16 protein-coding genes are annotated in these 18,276 nt (G+C 58.3%); 8 read left to right on the top strand and 8 right to left on the bottom strand.

From position 1 onward, the window contains the following. Positions 1-42: 42 nt before the first annotated feature. Complete coding sequence (locus VG146_07435) at positions 43-2,826, bottom strand: GH92 family glycosyl hydrolase (protein HEV2392182.1); 2,784 nt, start codon at positions 2,824-2,826, stop codon at positions 43-45. A gap of 185 nt (positions 2,827-3,011) precedes the next feature. Further along, the gene (locus VG146_07430) at positions 3,012-3,221 is read right to left on the bottom strand and encodes a hypothetical protein (GenBank protein ID HEV2392181.1); all 210 of its coding nucleotides are present in this window, start codon (positions 3,219-3,221) and stop codon (positions 3,012-3,014) included. Between the two features lie 82 nt (positions 3,222-3,303). Here VG146_07430 and VG146_07425 point away from each other — a divergent pair, with 82 nt between their 5' ends. Beyond that, complete coding sequence (locus VG146_07425; GenBank protein ID HEV2392180.1) at positions 3,304-3,783, top strand: hypothetical protein; 480 nt, start codon at positions 3,304-3,306, stop codon at positions 3,781-3,783. A gap of 52 nt (positions 3,784-3,835) precedes the next feature. Here the strand turns inward: VG146_07425 and VG146_07420 are convergent, their stop codons facing one another. Both VG146_07420 and VG146_07415 read right to left on the bottom strand, forming a co-directional pair. After that, positions 3,836-4,204: a BON domain-containing protein gene (locus VG146_07420; protein HEV2392179.1), complete on the bottom strand. Its 369-nt coding sequence runs from the start codon at positions 4,202-4,204 to the stop codon at positions 3,836-3,838. A gap of 170 nt (positions 4,205-4,374) precedes the next feature. Further along, the gene (locus tag VG146_07415) at positions 4,375-6,612 is read right to left on the bottom strand and encodes an OstA-like protein (GenBank protein HEV2392178.1); all 2,238 of its coding nucleotides are present in this window, start codon (positions 6,610-6,612) and stop codon (positions 4,375-4,377) included. 116 nt (positions 6,613-6,728) lie between these two features. Between VG146_07415 and VG146_07410 the strand changes: the two genes are divergently transcribed. Next, complete coding sequence (locus tag VG146_07410; GenBank protein HEV2392177.1) at positions 6,729-6,947, top strand: hypothetical protein; 219 nt, start codon at positions 6,729-6,731, stop codon at positions 6,945-6,947. Between the two features lie 151 nt (positions 6,948-7,098). Continuing rightward, a complete protein-coding gene (gene hemB / locus VG146_07405; protein ID HEV2392176.1) occupies positions 7,099-8,106 on the top strand; it encodes a porphobilinogen synthase in 1,008 nt (335 codons plus the stop codon). A 160-nt stretch (positions 8,107-8,266) separates the two neighbouring features. Here the strand turns inward: hemB and VG146_07400 are convergent, their stop codons facing one another. Beyond that, positions 8,267-11,185 (bottom strand): DUF2339 domain-containing protein, encoded by a 2,919-nt coding sequence (locus tag VG146_07400; protein ID HEV2392175.1) that lies wholly within the window; start codon positions 11,183-11,185, stop codon positions 8,267-8,269. A 28-nt stretch (positions 11,186-11,213) separates the two neighbouring features. Further along, a complete protein-coding gene (locus tag VG146_07395) occupies positions 11,214-11,390 on the bottom strand; it encodes a hypothetical protein (GenBank protein HEV2392174.1) in 177 nt (58 codons plus the stop codon). Positions 11,391-11,504: 114 nt separating this feature from the next. Between VG146_07395 and nusB the strand changes: the two genes are divergently transcribed. The 5 genes from nusB to VG146_07370 all read left to right on the top strand — a co-directional run bounded on the left by nusB (position 11,505) and on the right by VG146_07370 (position 16,106). Beyond that, positions 11,505-12,005, top strand: coding sequence for a transcription antitermination factor NusB (nusB, locus tag VG146_07390; protein HEV2392173.1), 501 nt, complete (start codon positions 11,505-11,507; stop codon positions 12,003-12,005). 8 nt (positions 12,006-12,013) lie between these two features. Continuing rightward, positions 12,014-12,859, top strand: a complete 846-nt coding sequence (locus VG146_07385) for a PHP domain-containing protein (protein HEV2392172.1) — start codon at positions 12,014-12,016, stop codon at positions 12,857-12,859. After that, complete coding sequence (gene ftsY, locus VG146_07380) at positions 12,795-13,772, top strand: signal recognition particle-docking protein FtsY (GenBank protein ID HEV2392171.1); 978 nt, start codon at positions 12,795-12,797, stop codon at positions 13,770-13,772. The genes VG146_07385 and ftsY overlap by 65 nt, the downstream gene beginning before the upstream one ends. 300 nt (positions 13,773-14,072) lie before the next feature. Beyond that, positions 14,073-15,203, top strand: a complete 1,131-nt coding sequence (ribD, locus tag VG146_07375) for a bifunctional diaminohydroxyphosphoribosylaminopyrimidine deaminase/5-amino-6-(5-phosphoribosylamino)uracil reductase RibD (protein HEV2392170.1) — start codon at positions 14,073-14,075, stop codon at positions 15,201-15,203. A 147-nt stretch (positions 15,204-15,350) separates the two neighbouring features. After that, positions 15,351-16,106, top strand: a complete 756-nt coding sequence (locus tag VG146_07370) for a fumarylacetoacetate hydrolase family protein (protein HEV2392169.1) — start codon at positions 15,351-15,353, stop codon at positions 16,104-16,106. A 205-nt stretch (positions 16,107-16,311) separates the two neighbouring features. Here the strand turns inward: VG146_07370 and VG146_07365 are convergent, their stop codons facing one another. Both VG146_07365 and VG146_07360 read right to left on the bottom strand, forming a co-directional pair. Beyond that, a complete protein-coding gene (locus VG146_07365; protein ID HEV2392168.1) occupies positions 16,312-17,211 on the bottom strand; it encodes a prepilin-type N-terminal cleavage/methylation domain-containing protein in 900 nt (299 codons plus the stop codon). Positions 17,212-17,368: 157 nt separating this feature from the next. Next, positions 17,369-18,148 carry a DUF1559 domain-containing protein gene (locus tag VG146_07360; GenBank protein HEV2392167.1) on the bottom strand — a complete coding sequence of 260 codons (780 nt, stop codon included), beginning with the start codon at positions 18,146-18,148 and terminating at the stop codon, positions 17,369-17,371. Positions 18,149-18,276: the final 128 nt, after the last annotated feature.

The raw sequence follows: 18,276 nt of genomic DNA, 5'->3' as shown, positions 1-18,276 counted from the left end.
TTGCGGAAAGAGCCTTTGAAAAGCGCCAGTAAAACATCAGGGTCAGGATTGCTGTTCGGGAAGAATCTCGATGCCGCTGATCTTCGCGTTGCGATCCGGGCTGGCGTCCGGAGAGAAAATTCGGATAACGATGTTGTCCTGGCTATTGGGATGAATCCCGTCGAACTCTTTGACGACGGCTTTATTCATGCCGCCGGCGGCAGAAAAAATGTCGAAATTGGTAAGGACCGGCTGGCCGTTGATCTGGATATCCTCAATGCGCCGTCCCGCGCCGTCATCAAACACCTCGGCGAAGTGCAGGCGCACGCGGTAATGGCCGCCTTGGGGAACGGAGAACGAATAGCTGAAATCCTGGCCGTAGCGCTCGGTTTGATACACTGCAGCCGGGGCGGCGTTGGGGACGCTGGTATCAATGGCTGAGCGGCTGGCGTTAACGGCCCCGTCCACCATGTTCGGGTCGGGCAAGAAATCGCCGGCCGGTTCATCGCTGCCGCAAATAACCCGGATGGGCAGCTTCAGGGCGACCGGTTTGTCCGAAGCGGGAGGAGGCAGTTCAGGGTATTTGAATCCGGCGGGCATGGTCGCCGGCGGCCGGTTTTCAGGCGCGCTGCCCCAAGTGGTATTGGGTTGCGAGCCCATCACCAGCCGCAGGGTCCCGCCGGAAGTGATTTGCTGGTGACTGAGCCAAGCCTTTTCGAGCGGCTGGCCATTGAACGAGGCGGACTGGATGTAAATATTCTCAGGCGAGTTGTTGAGGGCAATGACCTCGAGTTTTTTGCCATGGTACTTCTGGCGGTCGAGGCGCAACACGGCCTTCGAAACCGCCGGACTGCCGATGACGTAAATGCCGCTATCCGGGTTGACGGGATAAAAGCCCAGGGCGCTGAAGACGTACCAGGCGGCCATCTGCCCGCAATCGACATTGCCGCATTGGCCGGCAGGGGTGTCATTGTACATCTGGGCCATCACCTGGCGGACGTGTTGTTGGGTTTTGTAGGGAGCGCCGGCATAATTATAAAGATACGCCACGTGATGGCACTGCTCGTCTCCTTGTGAGTACTGCCCGATCAGGCCGCTGATGTCCGGGATCGTGGTTTGTATGGTGGAGTTGGCCGCAAACAAGGCGTCGAGCTTCTTGATAAATCCCTCGTCACCCCAGTACAGCGAGATAAGCCCAGGCAAATCCTGCTGGACGCAAAAGGCATACTGCCAGGCATCGGCCTCGGTGTATTCGTCACCGACCAGGGCATTGTCGATGAAGGGCGAGCGCCAGGCGCCATCGGCTTTGCGGCCACGGAAGAATTGCGTCGTGCGGTCGAAGAGATTGCGATAGTTGGCTGCGCGGGAGTAGAACAGGCGGGCATCGTCGGAATGACCGAGGGCCTCGGCCATTCGGGCCAGGCACCAGTCGTCGAAGGCGTATTCGAGGGTGCGCGAGGTCGCCTGCTCGCCGGACTTCGAGGCTACATAGCCGAGTTCCTTGTAAGATTTCAGCCCGTTGCGGTCCTGGGTAGCGGTGTCGCGCATGGCCTGGTAGGCCTCTTCGGGGTCGCATCCTCTGAATCCTTTGAAATAGGCATCAACGATGACCGGCACGGAATGGTAGCCGATCATGCACCAGGTTTCATTGGCCCACAGTGGCCAGATGGGTGTGGTGTGCAACCCGGACTCGTGGTATTCGGCAAGCATCGACTTGATCAGGTCGTCCACTCGGCGCGGTTGCAGCAGCGTCAATAGGGGATGCTCGGCGCGATAGGTATCCCACAACGAGAAGGTGGTGTAGTTCTGGAATCCGGGCGAGGAGTGGTTTTTGTGGTCCATGCCGCGGTAGGTTCCATCGATATCATTAAAAAGTACAGGCGCCTGGCAAGCGAGGTACACGTTCGCGTAAAACGTGGCGCGGATGTGCGGATCAAACGACTCCACCTCGACGGTGTTGAACAAGTCCTTCCATTGGCGAACTGCCGCGGCGCGCGTCTTATTGAAATCCCAGCCGGGGATTTCGCCTGCCAGGTTCTTGCGCGCGCCCTCGATGCCGGTGCCCGAGATGCCCACCTTGATCAGCAGGACCTCATTTTCTGATGTTTTGTAATTGAAATAGGCCTTCAGATCGCGGCCATGGGCCGCGCGTTCTCCCGCACCCAGCTTTTGGCCGTTTTGCTCGATACCATACGAGGCGAATGGCCTTGAGAACTCCATGACAAAATAAACTGCGCGGCGCCCGCCCCAGCCTTCCGAAATGCGCGAACCGATGACCGTGTTATCTCCCTCGATGGCGAGAGTCGTTTCGACTGCCCGGCTGTCCACTCCATGCACCAGGTCCAAAATGATGTGGGCCTGGTCCGAGGCGGGAAAGGTGTACTTGTGAAAGCCGCAACGGGCCGTGGCCGTCAGTTCCGCGGTGACTTTGGGGTCATCGAGGAACACCCGATAATACCCGGGTGTGACCACCTCGTTGGAATGGGAAAAGCTTGAAACATACCCGTGCCCCGGTGAACCGGCGTTCAGGAAGAGTTCGCCCACCGTTGGCGTGACCAGCACGTCGCCCAGGCAACCAACGCCCGTGCCGGCTAAATGCGTGTGGCTGAAACCGAGGATGGCTGAATCGGAGTAATGGTAACCGGAGGCGCCATCCCAGCCGCGCAAGGGGGTGTCGGGGCTAAGCTGCACCATCCCGAAAGGGACGATGGCGCCCGGATAGGCATGGCCGTGCTCGGCGGTGCCCACCAGTGGCAAGGGCATCTCGGTCGGGTCAGGAAGCGCATGAGCCGATTGGAGCAACAGCAGGGAACTGGCGAAAGAAGTCAAAACGAGATTCGATTTCATACAAAGCATGAATAAGCTCCTTTCAACTATTGGGCAGAGAGGATTATCGGGCAAGCCAAAAATCCTCTTCCACGTCGCCTAAAAGAATATCTGCGGTCCATATCCCTTTCCTTTGCGTTCTGTGAGTTTCTTTTGCGGCAGTCGTCTTGAAAGCTACAAGGGAGTCGTCTTTGTTTTACTTTCTACTAAGCAAAAGGGCTGCGAAACAGGCCGAACGAGCGGTGCAAGAGCTCAATCGTGACATGAAGTCGCAACAGGAGCAGAAAGACACGCTCTTGAACGATGGAAAACAAGAGCAACTCAAGGCGCTGCTTAAGGCGCGCGAGGAACTGGCTCGCGAACTTAAGAAACTTGGGACGCCTGGCCACCTTCTGCGGCGATCTGCCTGCCGCCATGCGGGCTTTCTGTCAGCGCCCCACCGGGTTCGCGACCAACCTGAATCGGTGAGCACTGGACCCGCAACAGAGCAAAATCGAGATGCTGCGGATCACCCGCGAGGTCGATGCAGCCGACTGGCTCACCCGCGACGGCTCGCTGGAAAATGCCCCACGCCCGCCAGAAACTTTCATTGGCCCGATGAAGATCGGGATTCACTGGAAACAAGCTATTGACCTTGACCTCTATGCCACTGCTCGATCCGGCGCGGAAACGTTATTCTTTCAACACACCCGTTCGCCCGAGGGCTATTACTACAAAGACCATCGCTCCTCGCCCGGGCGTGAGTATGAGTTCATCGAATTCGAGGCGCCAGCCGATTGCCGAAAGGTCGTGGCGTTCGTCAATTCTTATAAAGGCTCCTGCCCGGGTGGACCGAACGGCGAAGTGCGCATCGAGTTCGCGGGCAGGATTTATAGCGGTTCGTTTGTTATCAGCGCCCCGGAAGGCAATGGCGGACGCGCAGGAAAATCCCAGGTGGATTTTGGACGCGAATCCCGGCGCAGGGTATCCTCAAAATAGCCCCTTCCACGGCGGACTTAAAATCCAAAGCTCTGGTCTTTTAACGGTGTTATTAAGGCTGGCTCTGGCCGTGTTGAGAGGGCTGATTGTTCTGGCTGGCAGGGGAGCCCTGGTTCTGATTTTGGTTTGGTTCACCAGGCTGATAATTATAGCGGCCAGTGGGCGCGGGGGCCGGAACGACCGAGATAGCGTTTTCGACCCGGCGGACGCCCGGCACCTGCTGCGCGAGGCGTTGGGCCTCCTGTTTTTGCCCGTCGTTATTGACGAAGCCGCTCAACTGAACGATGCCGTCATAGGTCTTCACATCGACCTGGTTGTACTTATATACCGGTTGATCGGCGAGGTCCGCTTTCAGGATGGAAGTGATGCGATCATCGTTGATGACCTGGCCTTCACTGCGTCCATTAGCTTGAGAGTGCATGGTGCTGCAGCCAGTGAGAACGAGCGCTGCCCCTAAACTGCTAATCAAGACTGCCTGTTTGAATTTGAACATTTGCATAAAGAATAATTGTTAAACAAACCTTTACATCAAGGCTGCGCGGCTGCCATGGGGTGTTTTGCTGCTTCGCGATTTAATTATTCAAATGCGTTCTACTGTCCCAAAAGAGCGAATGGGCCGCCCACATCGCCGCCCACAGGCAAACGCGGATAAGCCTTGAGGGAGAATGTGAACGCCACCGTATAATCCTTTGGGCCGATGACGTTGTCAGTCAGGATAAAGGAGAGCGCAGCCGTCCAACTCCGCAGGTCGCGATAAACCGTATAGGACTGCTGCTGGAGACTGCCGGTGCGCGCTTCGAAGTAATGAGACATCCGAAAGCCCCAATTCTCATTCAGGCGATAATCGATCGTGCTGGTAAAAACGTTGTTGCCCGCGCCCAGGGCTATGGGCGAAGGGCTAAAATCGTCGCGGAGATAGTATTGGCCCAAGCGCCAGCTCCAGACGGTGCTAGGTTGGATAGTGACGGTTGTGTAGGACATGCGCCAGAACCGGTCGTTGAGGTCATAGCGAAGCAGCGATTCCAGCGTCAGCCACGAGCGCGGTTTAAACGTCAGGTCTGAATAGAGATCGGCGAACGTAGTTTGTCCCGGCAGAGGTTTAAGCCGCCAATCGGTATAGAGGTTCCAATCGACCAGGTTGACCACCTGCCCGGCCCGTTTGGTTTGCAACTTATTGTGCAGCCCCCACCGGATGACGTTCTGGCTGTCAATTGAATCAATCGCGTTGTAATCGGGGTATTCAATCGGCAACAACCGAAGACTGGGCAGTTCGTAATCGAATTGCGGCAGTTGAGTCGGGGGAACGCTGGGCGCGGGCACAAAAACATAATCCGCCGAGGGTTCGATGATATGCCGCAGGCCATCCACTTCGAAGAGGTCGTCCTTCACCCCCGGCCAGAGGCGCGATGCCTTGAACGAGACCTCAGCCCCGGTATTGAAAACGCCCCGAAGCTCTTCATCGGTCGTTGCCCCCGGACCGGAGGCCTCGCCATAATAAGTGAGCCGGCCACCGACGCGCGGGGCCACGTTCAGCCATCCGAAAAAGGTTTCTGGAAGGGTAACCTGGTGGTACGTATCGGCCCGGGTCGCCGCATAGTCCAATCCGGGAGGCGGGCCGAGAATGCCGGCATTTTGAGCGAAGAGCTGCTGATAATAGCCGACCGAACTCTGGCTTTCATAATAGAAGGGCGTATCGCCTAGCTCTTGGCGGTATCCGGTCAACCTCACATCGGGCAGACGCTCGACGGTTTGCAGAAACGTATTCAGGCGCGGCTGGACATACGCATCGACGCTGAAATTGTTCCAGAATTTGTTGGCCTCGAAATACGAGTCCGGTTGCGGGTCCAGGAGGTATTCGCCAGGGAAAAAGTCGCGCACGACGGCCAGGTCGTCCTCGTAACGGAAAAGCCCTTTGATAAACAGATTGGTGGCGGGATTGGCTTGATAGGAAAGATAGACGCGCTGGCGATCCCCGGGAATGCTGGCGCCGAGCCCATCGATACTGGGGTCCTTATCCTGAGTATTATAGTACCGGAATGTCCCCTCCCCCCATTGTCCCAGGTGATAGTTCAAATCCGGTCCGGCACCCAGGCCGCGCAGTTCCCGGTAATCCAAGCGCATGACGCCGTCCAGTTGGTTGTTGAGGTACCACGTGTAAGTCCCCAGGATAAAGGGGCCAAAGAGGCTGCGGTCTCCGGGTGTGGCGTTGAAGTTGTTCGCGTGCGGTCCGATGTTGCGCGAGTAAAATGGAAAATAGAACATCGGAATGCCATCCACATACAACGTCGCGCTATAGGCCTCGATCTTTTTGCCCGGAATGAGCTTGATTCGCCGGGCTCGAACATAAATCGCCGGCTGGGACACATCATCGGCTGTGACCAGCGCGTTGGTGGCTATATAGAGATGGTTGGTTAAGTCGCCATACAGCCCTTTGCCCGCCGCAAAAACCGGCGTCTCGCCAGTCCGGAATTGTTCGGCTTCCATCTGCCGGGTGTTGAAATTGTAACGGACGTGCTCGCTGGCCCAGAGTTGATCGCCCTGCTGGATGCGCACTTGGCCATCGGCCGTGACATCTCCCGTTTTTTGATTCAAGGCCGCTCGTTCAGCGGTCAATACGGTGCCACCGTACCTGACGATTACCCCATTGGTAGCCGTGAAAATTCCCGTGTCCAAGTGATACTCCACGCCGGCGGCTGGATTGGGCGAAAGCGACTGGATATCGATTGGCGTCGAGGCCGGTTCTTCCTGCGCGTGTTTCTGCGCGAAAAGCCGGCAGGGCAAAACCAGCCAGCTTAACGCAAGCAGAAAGATTGGGCGCGAGATTCTCATTAGGGCAGGGCGAGCTAACCAAAACCCGCCAGAACTGCCAAGATTGATTTCCCATCCGTAAAAGCCCGTGTGCGGATGGCACGTGAATTGCGCTCATATTCTTAAGAATTGAGCGTATGGCTACCCGAGTGAACATGATGAAACTGCTGCAAGAAGTGCGCGGCCTGGCTAATTTCCCCAGCCCGCAATCAGAGCATCGCGTTCCCAGCCAGTTCGCGGTCCAATTGCGCACGCGCACTTTCAAAGCCACAGCGGCCTACCGCAGGCGCACCCTCCAAATCCAGATGCAGGACCTGCCGGACATCCCTGAGCCGGTGCGGATCGTTTACATTTAGCCAGGACAGCCCTCCGCCACCGCTTCTTGTAGGAAGCCCCTTTACGTCAGCTCCTGCAATGCGCCAATTGGCCTGAATTGAGGCACGTCCTGGTCAATTGCAGACAGTTTTGCGCTTTGCACACATGGCCCGGCGCGTACACTGTGGGCCTATGAGTCTGCATCCTGTTGGACAATTCCCCAGCTACCGGCCACGCCGCCTGCGCCAATCGGCGTTGCTCAGACGCATGGTCGGCGAAACCCAATTGAACTCGGCACAATTGGTTCTGCCGCTATTTGTCCGAAGTGGACGGCGCCTGCGCCGCCCCATTGCCGCTATGCCCGGGGTGTGTCAGCTTTCTCCGGACGAATTGCTCAAGGAAGCTGCCCAGGCTCATGAGGCCGGCGTGCGGGCCTTCCTGCTATTTGGGATTCCAGAGCAAAAAGATGCCAAGGCCTCGGGCGCGTATGCGGCCAACGGCATCGTGCAGCAAACGGTACGTCTGCTGAAAAAGGAGCTTCCTCAAAGCCTCATCATTACAGATGTCTGCCTTTGTGAGTACATGTCTCACGGCCACTGCGGCATCGTGCGACGGACCAACACCGGAGCAACCATCCTGAATGATCCGACTTTGAACTTGCTGGCTCGAACCGCCGCCAGCCATGCCGAGGCCGGAGCGGATATGGTCGCACCAAGCGACATGATGGACGGTCGCGTGCGCGCCATCCGCGAGCGACTGGATAAGCTGGGCTTCAGCGACACGCCGATTATGTCCTACGCCGCCAAGTACGCCTCGGCTTTTTATGGGCCGTTTCGTGAGGCTGCAGAATCGGCCCCGAAATTTGGGGACCGGCGCGCCTATCAAATGGACGCGGGCAATGCATTGGAGGCACTGCGGGAGGTGGCCTTGGACATCCAGGAAGGGGCGGACATTGTGATGGTTAAACCGGCTTTGGCGTACCTGGACATCCTGCACCGGGTAAAAAGCGAGTTTGGCTATCCCACCGCTGCTTACGCCGTGAGCGGCGAGCACGCAATGCTCAAAGCGGCCGCAGCCAACGGATGGCTGGATGAACGGGCCGCAACATTGGAGACGTTGCTGGCCATGCGCCGCGCAGGAGCCGACATCCTCATTACGTACGCCGCGACTGATGCCGCCCGCTGGCTGCGCGAGGGATAACTAAGCCGTAGCGCGGATTTGCAACCTGCTCCAGTCCGCGCGAAGCGTCGTGGACTGCGCCAATCCTCTGGCGCTTTTTAGTCCGCCCCTTGTGTTAAGTCAAGTTTCGCTGGGATCGCAAAAACATTCGTTGTTAATTCGTGAAATTAGTGTCTCGGTCTTACAGCCATTCCCTGAGCTTCTCCTGGTACTTGCTATAAACGAAGCCCAGGACAAGCAGGACGATGCCCAAAGCCATGAAGCTCAGAATCCGGTAGAGCGACTCGAGTTTCCAGACATCGAATATCACGATCCGCCCCAGGGCGCAGCCCAGCACAGCCAAACCCAGCCAGCGGTAAACCCGTTCACGCAGCACCATTCCGCAAACAAATAAAACCAGCGCCAGCGCCGACCAACTCGCCGTCAGGTAGAATCCACCCGCCTTCTCGAGGACCCAGCGCGTCAGGAACAGCCACAGGCTCAAGCTGCCCAGCAAGATGGCCGCCATATGGATTTGTGAGTCGAACGGGTAATCCTGTGGGCGCCGTTTTGCGATTTGTTGCTGGGCCAATACAGCTAGAATCGCCAGCAAGTTCGGCCAGTAAACCCCTGCCGGCTCAGAGTTCTGTGGGAGCCAAAAAACAATCAGACCTGTGAGAGTGAACACCGCCCCAAAAAGCGCCGCCTCGGGCGTTCGCAGGCGGCCAGCGCACAGAAAGACCACAAATCCCGTCAGTACCAGGACCCACATCCACTCGCGCTCGGGGATGTATTGAAAAACCCAGATGAGAGCCATCACGAGCGCGGCCCAGCGATAAACCAAGGCAATCTGCAGCAAGGGCCCTCGAACGCGCGCATCGGCTTGAGGCCTTTGCTGAAACCAGCGGACGGTTGCCAAGGACAGCACCACCAGCGTCGCTAGCGGCGCCAAGGCCAATGACCATGGCGCTTTGGTTTGCCAAAATTCTTCGATAAATTGCGCCCCGCTGAACAGGACAAACAATTGGGCGGCAGCGGCCAGAAACCACGCGCGGGTTGCCACGCCGTAGGCGGTAATGCCGATGGCCAGGAGGCTGGCCAGCAGCATCCAATCCGGCGGGGTGACCAGCCGATGCACCCATAAGTAGAGAATCGCAACTATCCCGAGCGCATACAGCCCTTCCCAGAAACCTCGCGCATTGGAATTGCAGGAGAGGATTTTTTGTTTTTGCCACCAATGGCTCATCCCAAGGGACACAGCAATCAGCAGCGCCGGCTCCCACCAGCGCGGCGAGGATTCCAAGCTGTTCAACACCCAGGCGGTCTGGGCCAGAACTAAAAAACTCTGGCTCAACAGCGCAATCTCCGGCGCGCCTAGAAGGTAAATTGAAAAGGTGAGCAAGACCGATTCGACTGCCAGCACGAGTGGGAAATGCGCGTGGCTGCTGTTGTCCCAGGTGGTGACCAACCACACCGCCAGCGCCAGCACCGTGAAGAACGAGACTTGCGCGCGCAGCAAAAAGGGCTTTTCCGCAGTCCGGCGATGCATCAGGAGCGCGTCGGCCAGGAGCAATGCGCCCAGTCCCATGCCCAGGTAAAGCCCTTCTCGATCGAACTGCTGCATCCCATCAATGCCCCAACCCGCGCCCAACGCGGCGGCAATATAGCCCCCCGTCAGAAGCACTAAACTGCGGCGCTGCTGCCCAAGACTGAGCAAAACAAAACTCTCTGTTGCAAGGATGAGGGCAAGATTCAGGCCCGCAAATTTTGAAATAAAGCCGAGCGTAACGAGCAGCAAGCCCTGGGTCAGATAGGCATTGCGCGCCAGCGGTTCGCGTGGCAGGACGCGCAGCGCCAGCTCGGACAAGGCCAGCAGCACCGTTCCATAAATCAACGAGAATTCCCAAAAACCGCCCTGCCTGACCTGCAGCATGGTGAGCAGGAACATTGTGAAGAATGCGCCGTTGTTTAGCGTCAGAAAGCCCGAGCGGTTCTCTCCGGCAAACTTCTCGTCCCGCGAGAGAAAGACGCCCGCGCTGAACACGGCCCAGTAGCAGACCAGAAAGCAAGTGCCCGACCACAGCCCTTCTGCGGGCGAAGCCCAATGCCAGGCGCTGCCATCGTAGAATCGCCAAAAGGCGTATGCGGCGTAACTCGCCACCAGGCTGCCGTAGGAGACCACCGCCCAGCGGTTGCGCACCAGGAAAAACACCGCTGCCGCTGTCAGGACCAGGTTCGAGTACAGGGTGAAGGAGCCAACCCGCGTGATGATCGAGGTATAATAGGCCAGCCCGATTGCCAAGAGCGCAAGCAACTCGGACTTCCTGCGGTCTGCGTGAAACACAATGAACGCCGCGCAAGCCAGGAGCAGGAAACCATCCAGCAGCGGACTTTGAATGACCCGAAGCTGCTCGATGTGATGGGCGGCGTAGGTCGTGAAATAAAGGGAGGCCAACCCCCCGGCAAACAGCACCTGGGCGTAGTTCTTGAGGGATTCCTTGGCCGCTTTGCGCTGCCACCACCATCCCGCCCCCAACAACAGCGCGCTGGCGCAATAGAGCAACAAGACCTTTCCAGCAGGCCCCAGCCGGCTGATGTACTGTTCGTAGGCCAGGTTCCCGAAAAACACCAGGCCGGTCAGCAACACCACGATCCCAATCCGCGGCGCCCAATACGTCCCAAGGCGCATCTCGAACGAACGCGATTCCGCAGGTTTCGAGATTGGCGGCGCTGCGGCGGCGCCAATGGATGGCCGCCTGACCTCTGGCGCCCCTTGGACAGGGCTCATCCTGGGCGCCTGTGAGCCGAGGCTTGGAGTCACACGAGGGGGTGGAACAATTGGCGGCAATGGAGGTGGTAAAGCCTGCGCCGGTTGCACTGGGAACGGTTCCCGGGCAGCAGTCTGTCTTGCCACTTCTGCCACGGGCGCAGCGGTTGGCCTGTTAGGCGCAGGGGATGCTCCCAATTGACTGGCCGCAGGAGCAACGGCCTTTGGCGGTGCCGCCACGCTCAGGCGCTGTTCGAGCAGCTTGAGTTGAGCGGACAACTGGCCCACCTCCCGTTCAAGCTGGGCCTGCTGCTCTTTGAGCTGCGCCAATTCTGCTCGCTCTGGTTCGTTCATGATCGAGTACGACACGGCCCCGCGCTTACTAAAAAGCACTCCCGGCTTCACCCATTTGACGCTCCGGGTCTGCCGCCGCAGCACCACCAGTTGCCTCGAAACGAAACACCCTGCCGAACGACGCCAATGCTAAAACAAGAATCAGCCCCAGACCAGCCCAAATCCGAATCTGGTAAAGCTGCCACGCGCGAGGATTTGTTTTCATGGCCCCAGCCTAAACTGGAGCCGTGCGGTACGCGCATTGATAATAATGTGTGGAACATCGCTTCGGGTGAAGATTTTGGTTTCAAGAGGGGCCTTTCTGCGGCATGGTGAGTGCATGGGAAAGCGACGGGAAGCGCGCGAACGCGCGGTTCAATTTCTGTTTCAGCACGATTTAAATCCGCCGGAGGACCTCGATGCGGCGCTGGGCCAATTCTGGGAAACTCAGCGCGCCGCCGCCATTGCGGAAGACAAAGGCGGGGCAACCTGGGGCGAACCGGTGCAACTGCCGCCTCCCAGCGCCGATGAAGCCGCCATTCGCCTCTTTGCCGACCCCCTCATCCGCGGAGCTATCGAGCACCGCATTGAGGCCGACGAAATCATCAAAAAACACGCGCGGAACTGGGACTTGCACCGGATTGCCGCCGTGGACCGGAACATTCTGAGGCTGGCCATTTACGAGATGCTGCACCGGGATGACATCCCGCCCGTCGTCAGCATCAATGAAGCCGTCGATATCGCCAAAAAATTCTCCACCCAGGACAGCGGCAAATTCGTCAATGGCATCCTGGACAAGATCAAGGGCGAACTCCTCCGCCCCGCCCGCGTGGTTAAGTGAAGGCCTGAATGTTTGCCGATCTCCATCTGCACAGTTTCTTTTCCGATGGCACCTACTCGCCGGAGGAAGTAGCCGGCCAGGCCCATTCCCATGGATTGGCTGCCGTCGCCTTGACCGACCACGACACCGTCGAGGGCTGCGCTCCAACCTCTCTGCAATGCGAGGCCCTGCATATCGAATTTATCCCCGGCACCGAACTGACCGCCGAACAGGATGGCCACGAAATTCACGTACTCGGTTATTGCGTGGATGTGAACAATGCGCGGTTGCTGGTCGAACTGGAACGCTTTCAAGCCGTACGCCGCAATCGGGTATGCGAAATGGTGACGCGGCTCAACCAACTCAACGTGCCACTCGAAAGCCAGGCCGTATTTGACCTCGCCAATTGCCGCGCCCCGGGCCGTCCGCATGTGGCCCGCGCCCTGGTTCAAGCGGGGCTCTGCGGGAGCCTTGATGAAGCATTCGAACGTTTCCTCAAGAGGAACCGGCCCGCCTGGGTCCCTAAATTCAAAATGTCCGCCGCCGAAGCGATTGAATTGATTCACCAGGCCGGCGGTGTTGCCGTCATGGCACACCCCGGCTTGAATCGAGCCGATGAAGTCATTCCCGGCATGGCCCAAGCCGGCCTGGACGGGATTGAATGTTTCCATACCAAACACTCGACCGCCACCTCCGAACACTATTTGGAAATCGCCGACCGGTATCATCTCCTGGTTACGGGCGGCTCGGATTGCCATGGCATGAGCAAAGGCAAACCGGTCATCGGGATTATCAAGCTGCCCTACCAGCATGTCGAAGCCCTTAAAAGCAGGGGCGCACAACGCAAGGCCGCAGCAGCGCGCTCTGGCCAGTAGCATGGGTCTCTTCGACAAATTCAAGGCGGGCCTACAGAAGACCCATCAGAAGCTCACCCACGAAATCAAGCGCATCGTCACGCGCTCGCCACGGCTCGATGCCCAAGCCCTTGAGCAACTCGAAGCGGCCCTCATCTCAGCCGATTTGGGCATGGACATGACAACGCAGATCGTGGCAGCCATCAGGAAGGCCTTCGAGACCCAGGGCGCCGAGGGCTTGGACGTGTTCACTATCGCCAAACGCGAGGTGGAACGCAGCCTTTCGGCCAACGCCCCAGGGTTGCGCCGCGCTGAGTCCGGGCCGACCATCGTCTCCATCGTCGGGGTCAATGGCACCGGCAAAACCACCACCGCCGCCAAACTCGCTCATTGGGTCCAGGCCGGCGGCCAGACCGCGTTATTGGCTGCCTGCGACACCTTCCGCGCCGCCGCCATCGAGCAAATTAAACTCTGGGGGGAACGCCTCAAGATCGATGTCATTGCGGGCAAGTATGGGGCTGATGCCGCAGCCGTGGCGCACGATGCCATCGCCGCCGCACAGGCCCGCAATGCCGGCTATGTCTTTGTTGATACCGCCGGGCGTTTGCACACCAAGCATAATCTCATGCAGGAACTCCAAAAAGTGCATCGGGTCATGAACCGGCAGTTGCCCGGCGCTCCGCACGAGGTCTTGCTGGTGTTGGATGCCACCACCGGAATGAACGCCTTGAACCAGGCGCGCGAGTTTAACAAGGCCGTCCCCCTGAGCGGCCTGGTGGTGACCAAACTCGACGGCACCAGCAAAGGCGGCATGGTGGTTGCCATCCAGAAGGAACTGGGCTTGCCGATTAAATTCGTCGGCCTCGGCGAACAAGCCGACGACCTGCAGCCCTTCGATGCCAAACAATTCGCCGAGGCGCTTTTCGAGGAGTGACCGCCGAGGCGCAGATGTACGCTGAGCCAATGAGAAGGCCATTCTCATAATTTGAGGACTCCCTAACATGAACTACATCTCTACTCTTCCGATGCTTCTCCCTCGCCCCTTCCGAAGGGGTACCTGTGGACTTGCGGCGCCTGGTCCCCAAACCCCCGCTAGGGGGTGGCCTGTTTATAGTGAACGCCCCTGCCCTGAACACACCAAACCCCGTAGGGGTGACCTGCCGAAAGCTGTGGCATCTCTGGGAGAGGGGTCCTCTCCATGCGATCATTTCACCAGACCCGGAAAGCTCTAACGATGCCTACACTTCCTGAACGCTTTCTGCGCCGAGCGATGCGTTTAGCCAGCCGCGGCTTTGGGCAGACTTCCCCCAATCCCATGGTCGGCGCGCTCCTGGTCAAAGGCGGCGAAATCATCGGCCAAGGCTGGCATCGTCGCGCGGGCGAACCCCACGCCGAAATTGAGGCCCTGCGCGACGCGCAAAAGAAGGGAAACGCCACACGCGGCGCAACCCTCTACGTCACTCTCGAGCCCTGTTGCACGACGGGCCGCACCCCCCCCTGCACCCAGGCCATTATCGCCGCCGGGGTAACGCGAGTCGTAGCCGGCGCCACCGACCCCAACCCGGCGCACTGCGGCAAGGGATTCAGGCTGTTGCGCCGCGCAGGCATCGCGGTCACCTCGGGTATCCTGGCCAGGGAATGCGAGCAACTCAACGAAGCGTTCAATCACTGGGTCGTTCACCATACCCCGTTGGTCACGGTGAAGGCTGCCATGACCCTCGATGGGAAAATCGCCACCGCCACCGGCGAATCCAAATGGATTACCAGCCCCGCCGCCCGCCTCGAAGCCATGCAGATGCGCCGCGGTGCGGATGCCATTCTGGTGGGAATCAACACCGTCCTCGCCGATGATCCGAGCCTCACGTTCCGAGCCGTGGGAAAAAGGCAAAATACCCCCCAGCCCCGAAAGGACTTGCGCCGGATTATTCTGGACGCAAACGCCCGCACACCTTTGACCGCCAAGGTCGTGACCGACATGCAAGCAGACCTTACCACCATTGTCATCAGCCGGTCGGCCCCGCCCCGGCGCGCGCGAGCCTTGGGCCGAAAGGTCCAAGTTTGGACCGCCCCGGCCCGCGACGGCAAAATCGACCTGCGCTGGTTATTGCAAAAACTCGGAAGCCAAGACATCACCAGTTTGTTGGTCGAAGGAGGCGGAGAAATCAACGCGTTTTTCTTGTTCAGCGGTTTGGCAAATCGCGTGGCCTTTTTTTATGCGCCAAAGATTCTCGGTGGAAGCAATTCGCGCAAAGCCGTTGCGGGCAAGGGCGCCGGGCGCCTCGATGAAATCATCCAGCTTGAGAACGTCAAATGGCGCCGAATCGGTCCCGATTGGCTTTTGGAAGCTGAGGTCGCGCTCCGGTAGTGCTCCCCACCGTTCAATTTGAGTAGCTCATAGTCTTGAAAGCAGTTCCCTGAAAAAACGCGCATTCGAGGAATCCTGACTTGCGCCCGCTTCGCTTCCTTTTACCTTGCGAGCAGGGCCTGGTCTTTGCTAGAAATCAGCCGCTTTATGGCAGCCATTGGCCGATTTCAGAAGGGCGAAGAAATCTTTTACGCCAAAGTCGTGGACGGCGAAGTCTTCCGCTTGCGCGGAGATGTTTTCGGCTCCCCTTCCTTTGATCGGAAGCCCACCTTGCTTAAAGGGGTCCGCACCCTGACGCCGGTGGTGCCGTCCAAGATTATTGCGGTGGGCCTCAATTACGCCGACCACGCCCGGGAGACCAACAAGCCCTTGCCCAAGGAGCCGTTGTTCTGGATTAAAGCCACTACGTCGCTGCTGCCCGATGGGGGCAAGATCGAAGTGCCATTCCCCAACCATCGCACGGATTTCGAGGCGGAACTGGCGGTTGTCATCGGACGCCGCGTGCGCAACGTCACCCCAGCCGCCGCCTCCCGGTATATTTTAGGCTACACCCCCGCCCAGGACATCAGCGACCGCACGATACAGAACGGGGAGAGCCAATGGACCCGGGCGAAGTCTTTCGATACGTTTACGCCTTTGGGCCCCTACATCGAGACCAAGATCGACCCGCACGATCTCACCATCCAGCTTTTCCAAAACGGCCAGTTGCGCCAGAACTCGAACACGGCCCATCTCATCTTCAATTGTTTTAGGCTGGTCAGTTTTATCTCCACCAATCTCACCTTGTTGCCCGGGGATGTTATCCTGACCGGCACGCCCAGCGGGGTGGGGCGCATTGAATCGGGCGACCGCCTCGAAGTGCGCATCCAGGGCCTGGCCCCGCTCGTCAATGGGGTGAAGTAACAGCGAAACTGAAACAGAGGTTTCCCAACGCATTGGGGAAGAATCGGGCAGCGAAGTGCGCACAGCGCCATCTCAGCGTGTTTTGAAAATGGACGGCTCCCGTTCCTCCCCGTCCTCGATTTTTCAGTCTTTCGAGAGCGAGGACGAGGCGAGGGCGAATGGCGGCAATTTTATTTTTAAAACAGGCTCTCAGCATGCCGGGGGTTCACCGGGGCGCGGCGGTACGCGCCTTGAACCAGGCATAATCAGGGTTGTTTGCGCCGCCGGGCTGGGCATAAACGGTGTTCCAGTTAACACCGTAGATGACAGGGATTTTGAGCGAAGGCGTCAGCCATCGGTGCAATTCGGTGTGGCCATCGGCGAACGAGAACCCGGCAGCCCAGCGGTGGTAGGACCCCGGCGCCTCGGGCCATTCGGGCGCATTGTCATTCACTTGCAGATAACCGTCATGAAGACTGCAAATGTGCTGTTCACAAAAGATAAAAGCCAGCGAGGGACTCAGGGTGGTCAATTCGCCAACGCCCACGTACGCGCGGTAGCCGGGATTGACACCGAGCGTGAACGCTTTGGAATAAAGGTTTCCCATCTGGCCATTCATTGAATAGCTGCGCAGGCGCTGGCCATTGGCCGAGGGGATGATGTCGCAGGGGCATTTGTACACGCCGACTTGGTTTCCCATGTACGGACCCATGATAGAGGTCCTGTAATAGAAGTAATTGGTGTTGGCATCCGCCGGCCCCCAGCCCTCCACCGCACCGCTGCACCAGGATGTGGCATTAACGGTCGGGTCGGTGGCTGAGTTGGCGCCCAGCGGAGCGTTAGGGACCATGGCATCGGCGGCATCACACGCATACATGTGCCAGCCCAATTGTAACTGCCGCAGATTACTCATGCATTTGATGCCTTGCGCCTTGGCCTTGGCCTGAGATAACGCCGGCAGGAGCATCGCGGCGAGGATGGCGATAATGGCGATGACCACGAGGAGTTCGATCAGGGTGAAGCTAGGGGGGCTCGTTTGGCCGGAGGCAGATACGGTATTAAAGCGTAACCTCGCGTGATTTCCGAGGCTTGAGACGGACTCGGACGGTCTGACAGCTCTTTTCATTTTTCCTTTCAAGCTAAGAGAGCATAATCCTGACTGGCACACCCATCGGCGTGGGGCGGATTGAGTCGGGCGAATCGCTTCGAAGTCCGCATCCAAGGCTTGGCGCAGCTAGTCAATGGAGTCAAGCAGGGCCAGAGAAGCTTCAAAATTCAAGTATTCAATGCCGCTGATGATCGTAATTCCATTTCTGCCCATTCTCTAAGCTCTTCCAGACGTTGGTCTTGCCGTACTCCACGTGGCCATCGCAGAAGAGCACATTGGCGCCGCGGTTATGCCTGCCCATCAGGCCCATAAAGAGAAAATCCGCATTGAGATCGGCGTCGTTGTCATCATCCGTGAGCAGGGGATCATAATCTGCCACTGCAATCATATCGGCAGGCACAAACACTTGCCTTTCTGGCACGACGGGAAACGGCGGGTTTTCCTGGCCCACAGGGCTGCCTCCCAACCCAAACCGCCATTCATTCGACCAGCCTGAGGCATTATAGCCGTAGCTTCGGTTCGGATGAAGCCCGGTCGCATCCTCCATGGGGGACCAATTCTTGATTACGTTGTTGATCGGACCAATAACCGAAGGACACAGGAACAGGCTCTGGTTGGAACCGCAATAGGGGAGCAGTTTGTAATCCCAAAAACCGAGGCGCGGATTCACCGCAGGCGGTGTGGGAACCCAATACCGGGGATATTTCTGAAAGTCGTCCAGGTACATCCGGAGCGCAATGCCCATCTGGTGAAGATTGCTTTTGCATCGAGCAGATTGCGACTGCGCCTTTGCTCGCGTTAGAGACGGAAGCAGCATCGCCGCCAGGATTGCGATGATAGCGATCACCACAAGCAACTCGATCAGGGTAAACCCACGGCCCGTTTGGCTGGGTGCGGACGCGGCATCCGCGCGCAACTCCGTGGCGGAGACGGGGCGTTTACCGAAAACAGGCATATTCAGTGCCACCGGTGATCGTAGTTCCATTTTTGCGCATTCTGCAGGCCTTTCCAGACGTTGGTTTTGCCGTATTCCACGCGGCCATCGCAGAAGAGCACATTGGCGCCGCGGTTATGCCTGCCTAT

The organism is Verrucomicrobiia bacterium, from assembly GCA_035946615.1.
Taxonomy (GTDB): Bacteria; Verrucomicrobiota; Verrucomicrobiia; order Limisphaerales; family UBA8199; genus DASYZB01.
Note: the sequence above shows the minus strand (reverse complement) of the source record. Positions and strands in the feature narration are given on the sequence as shown.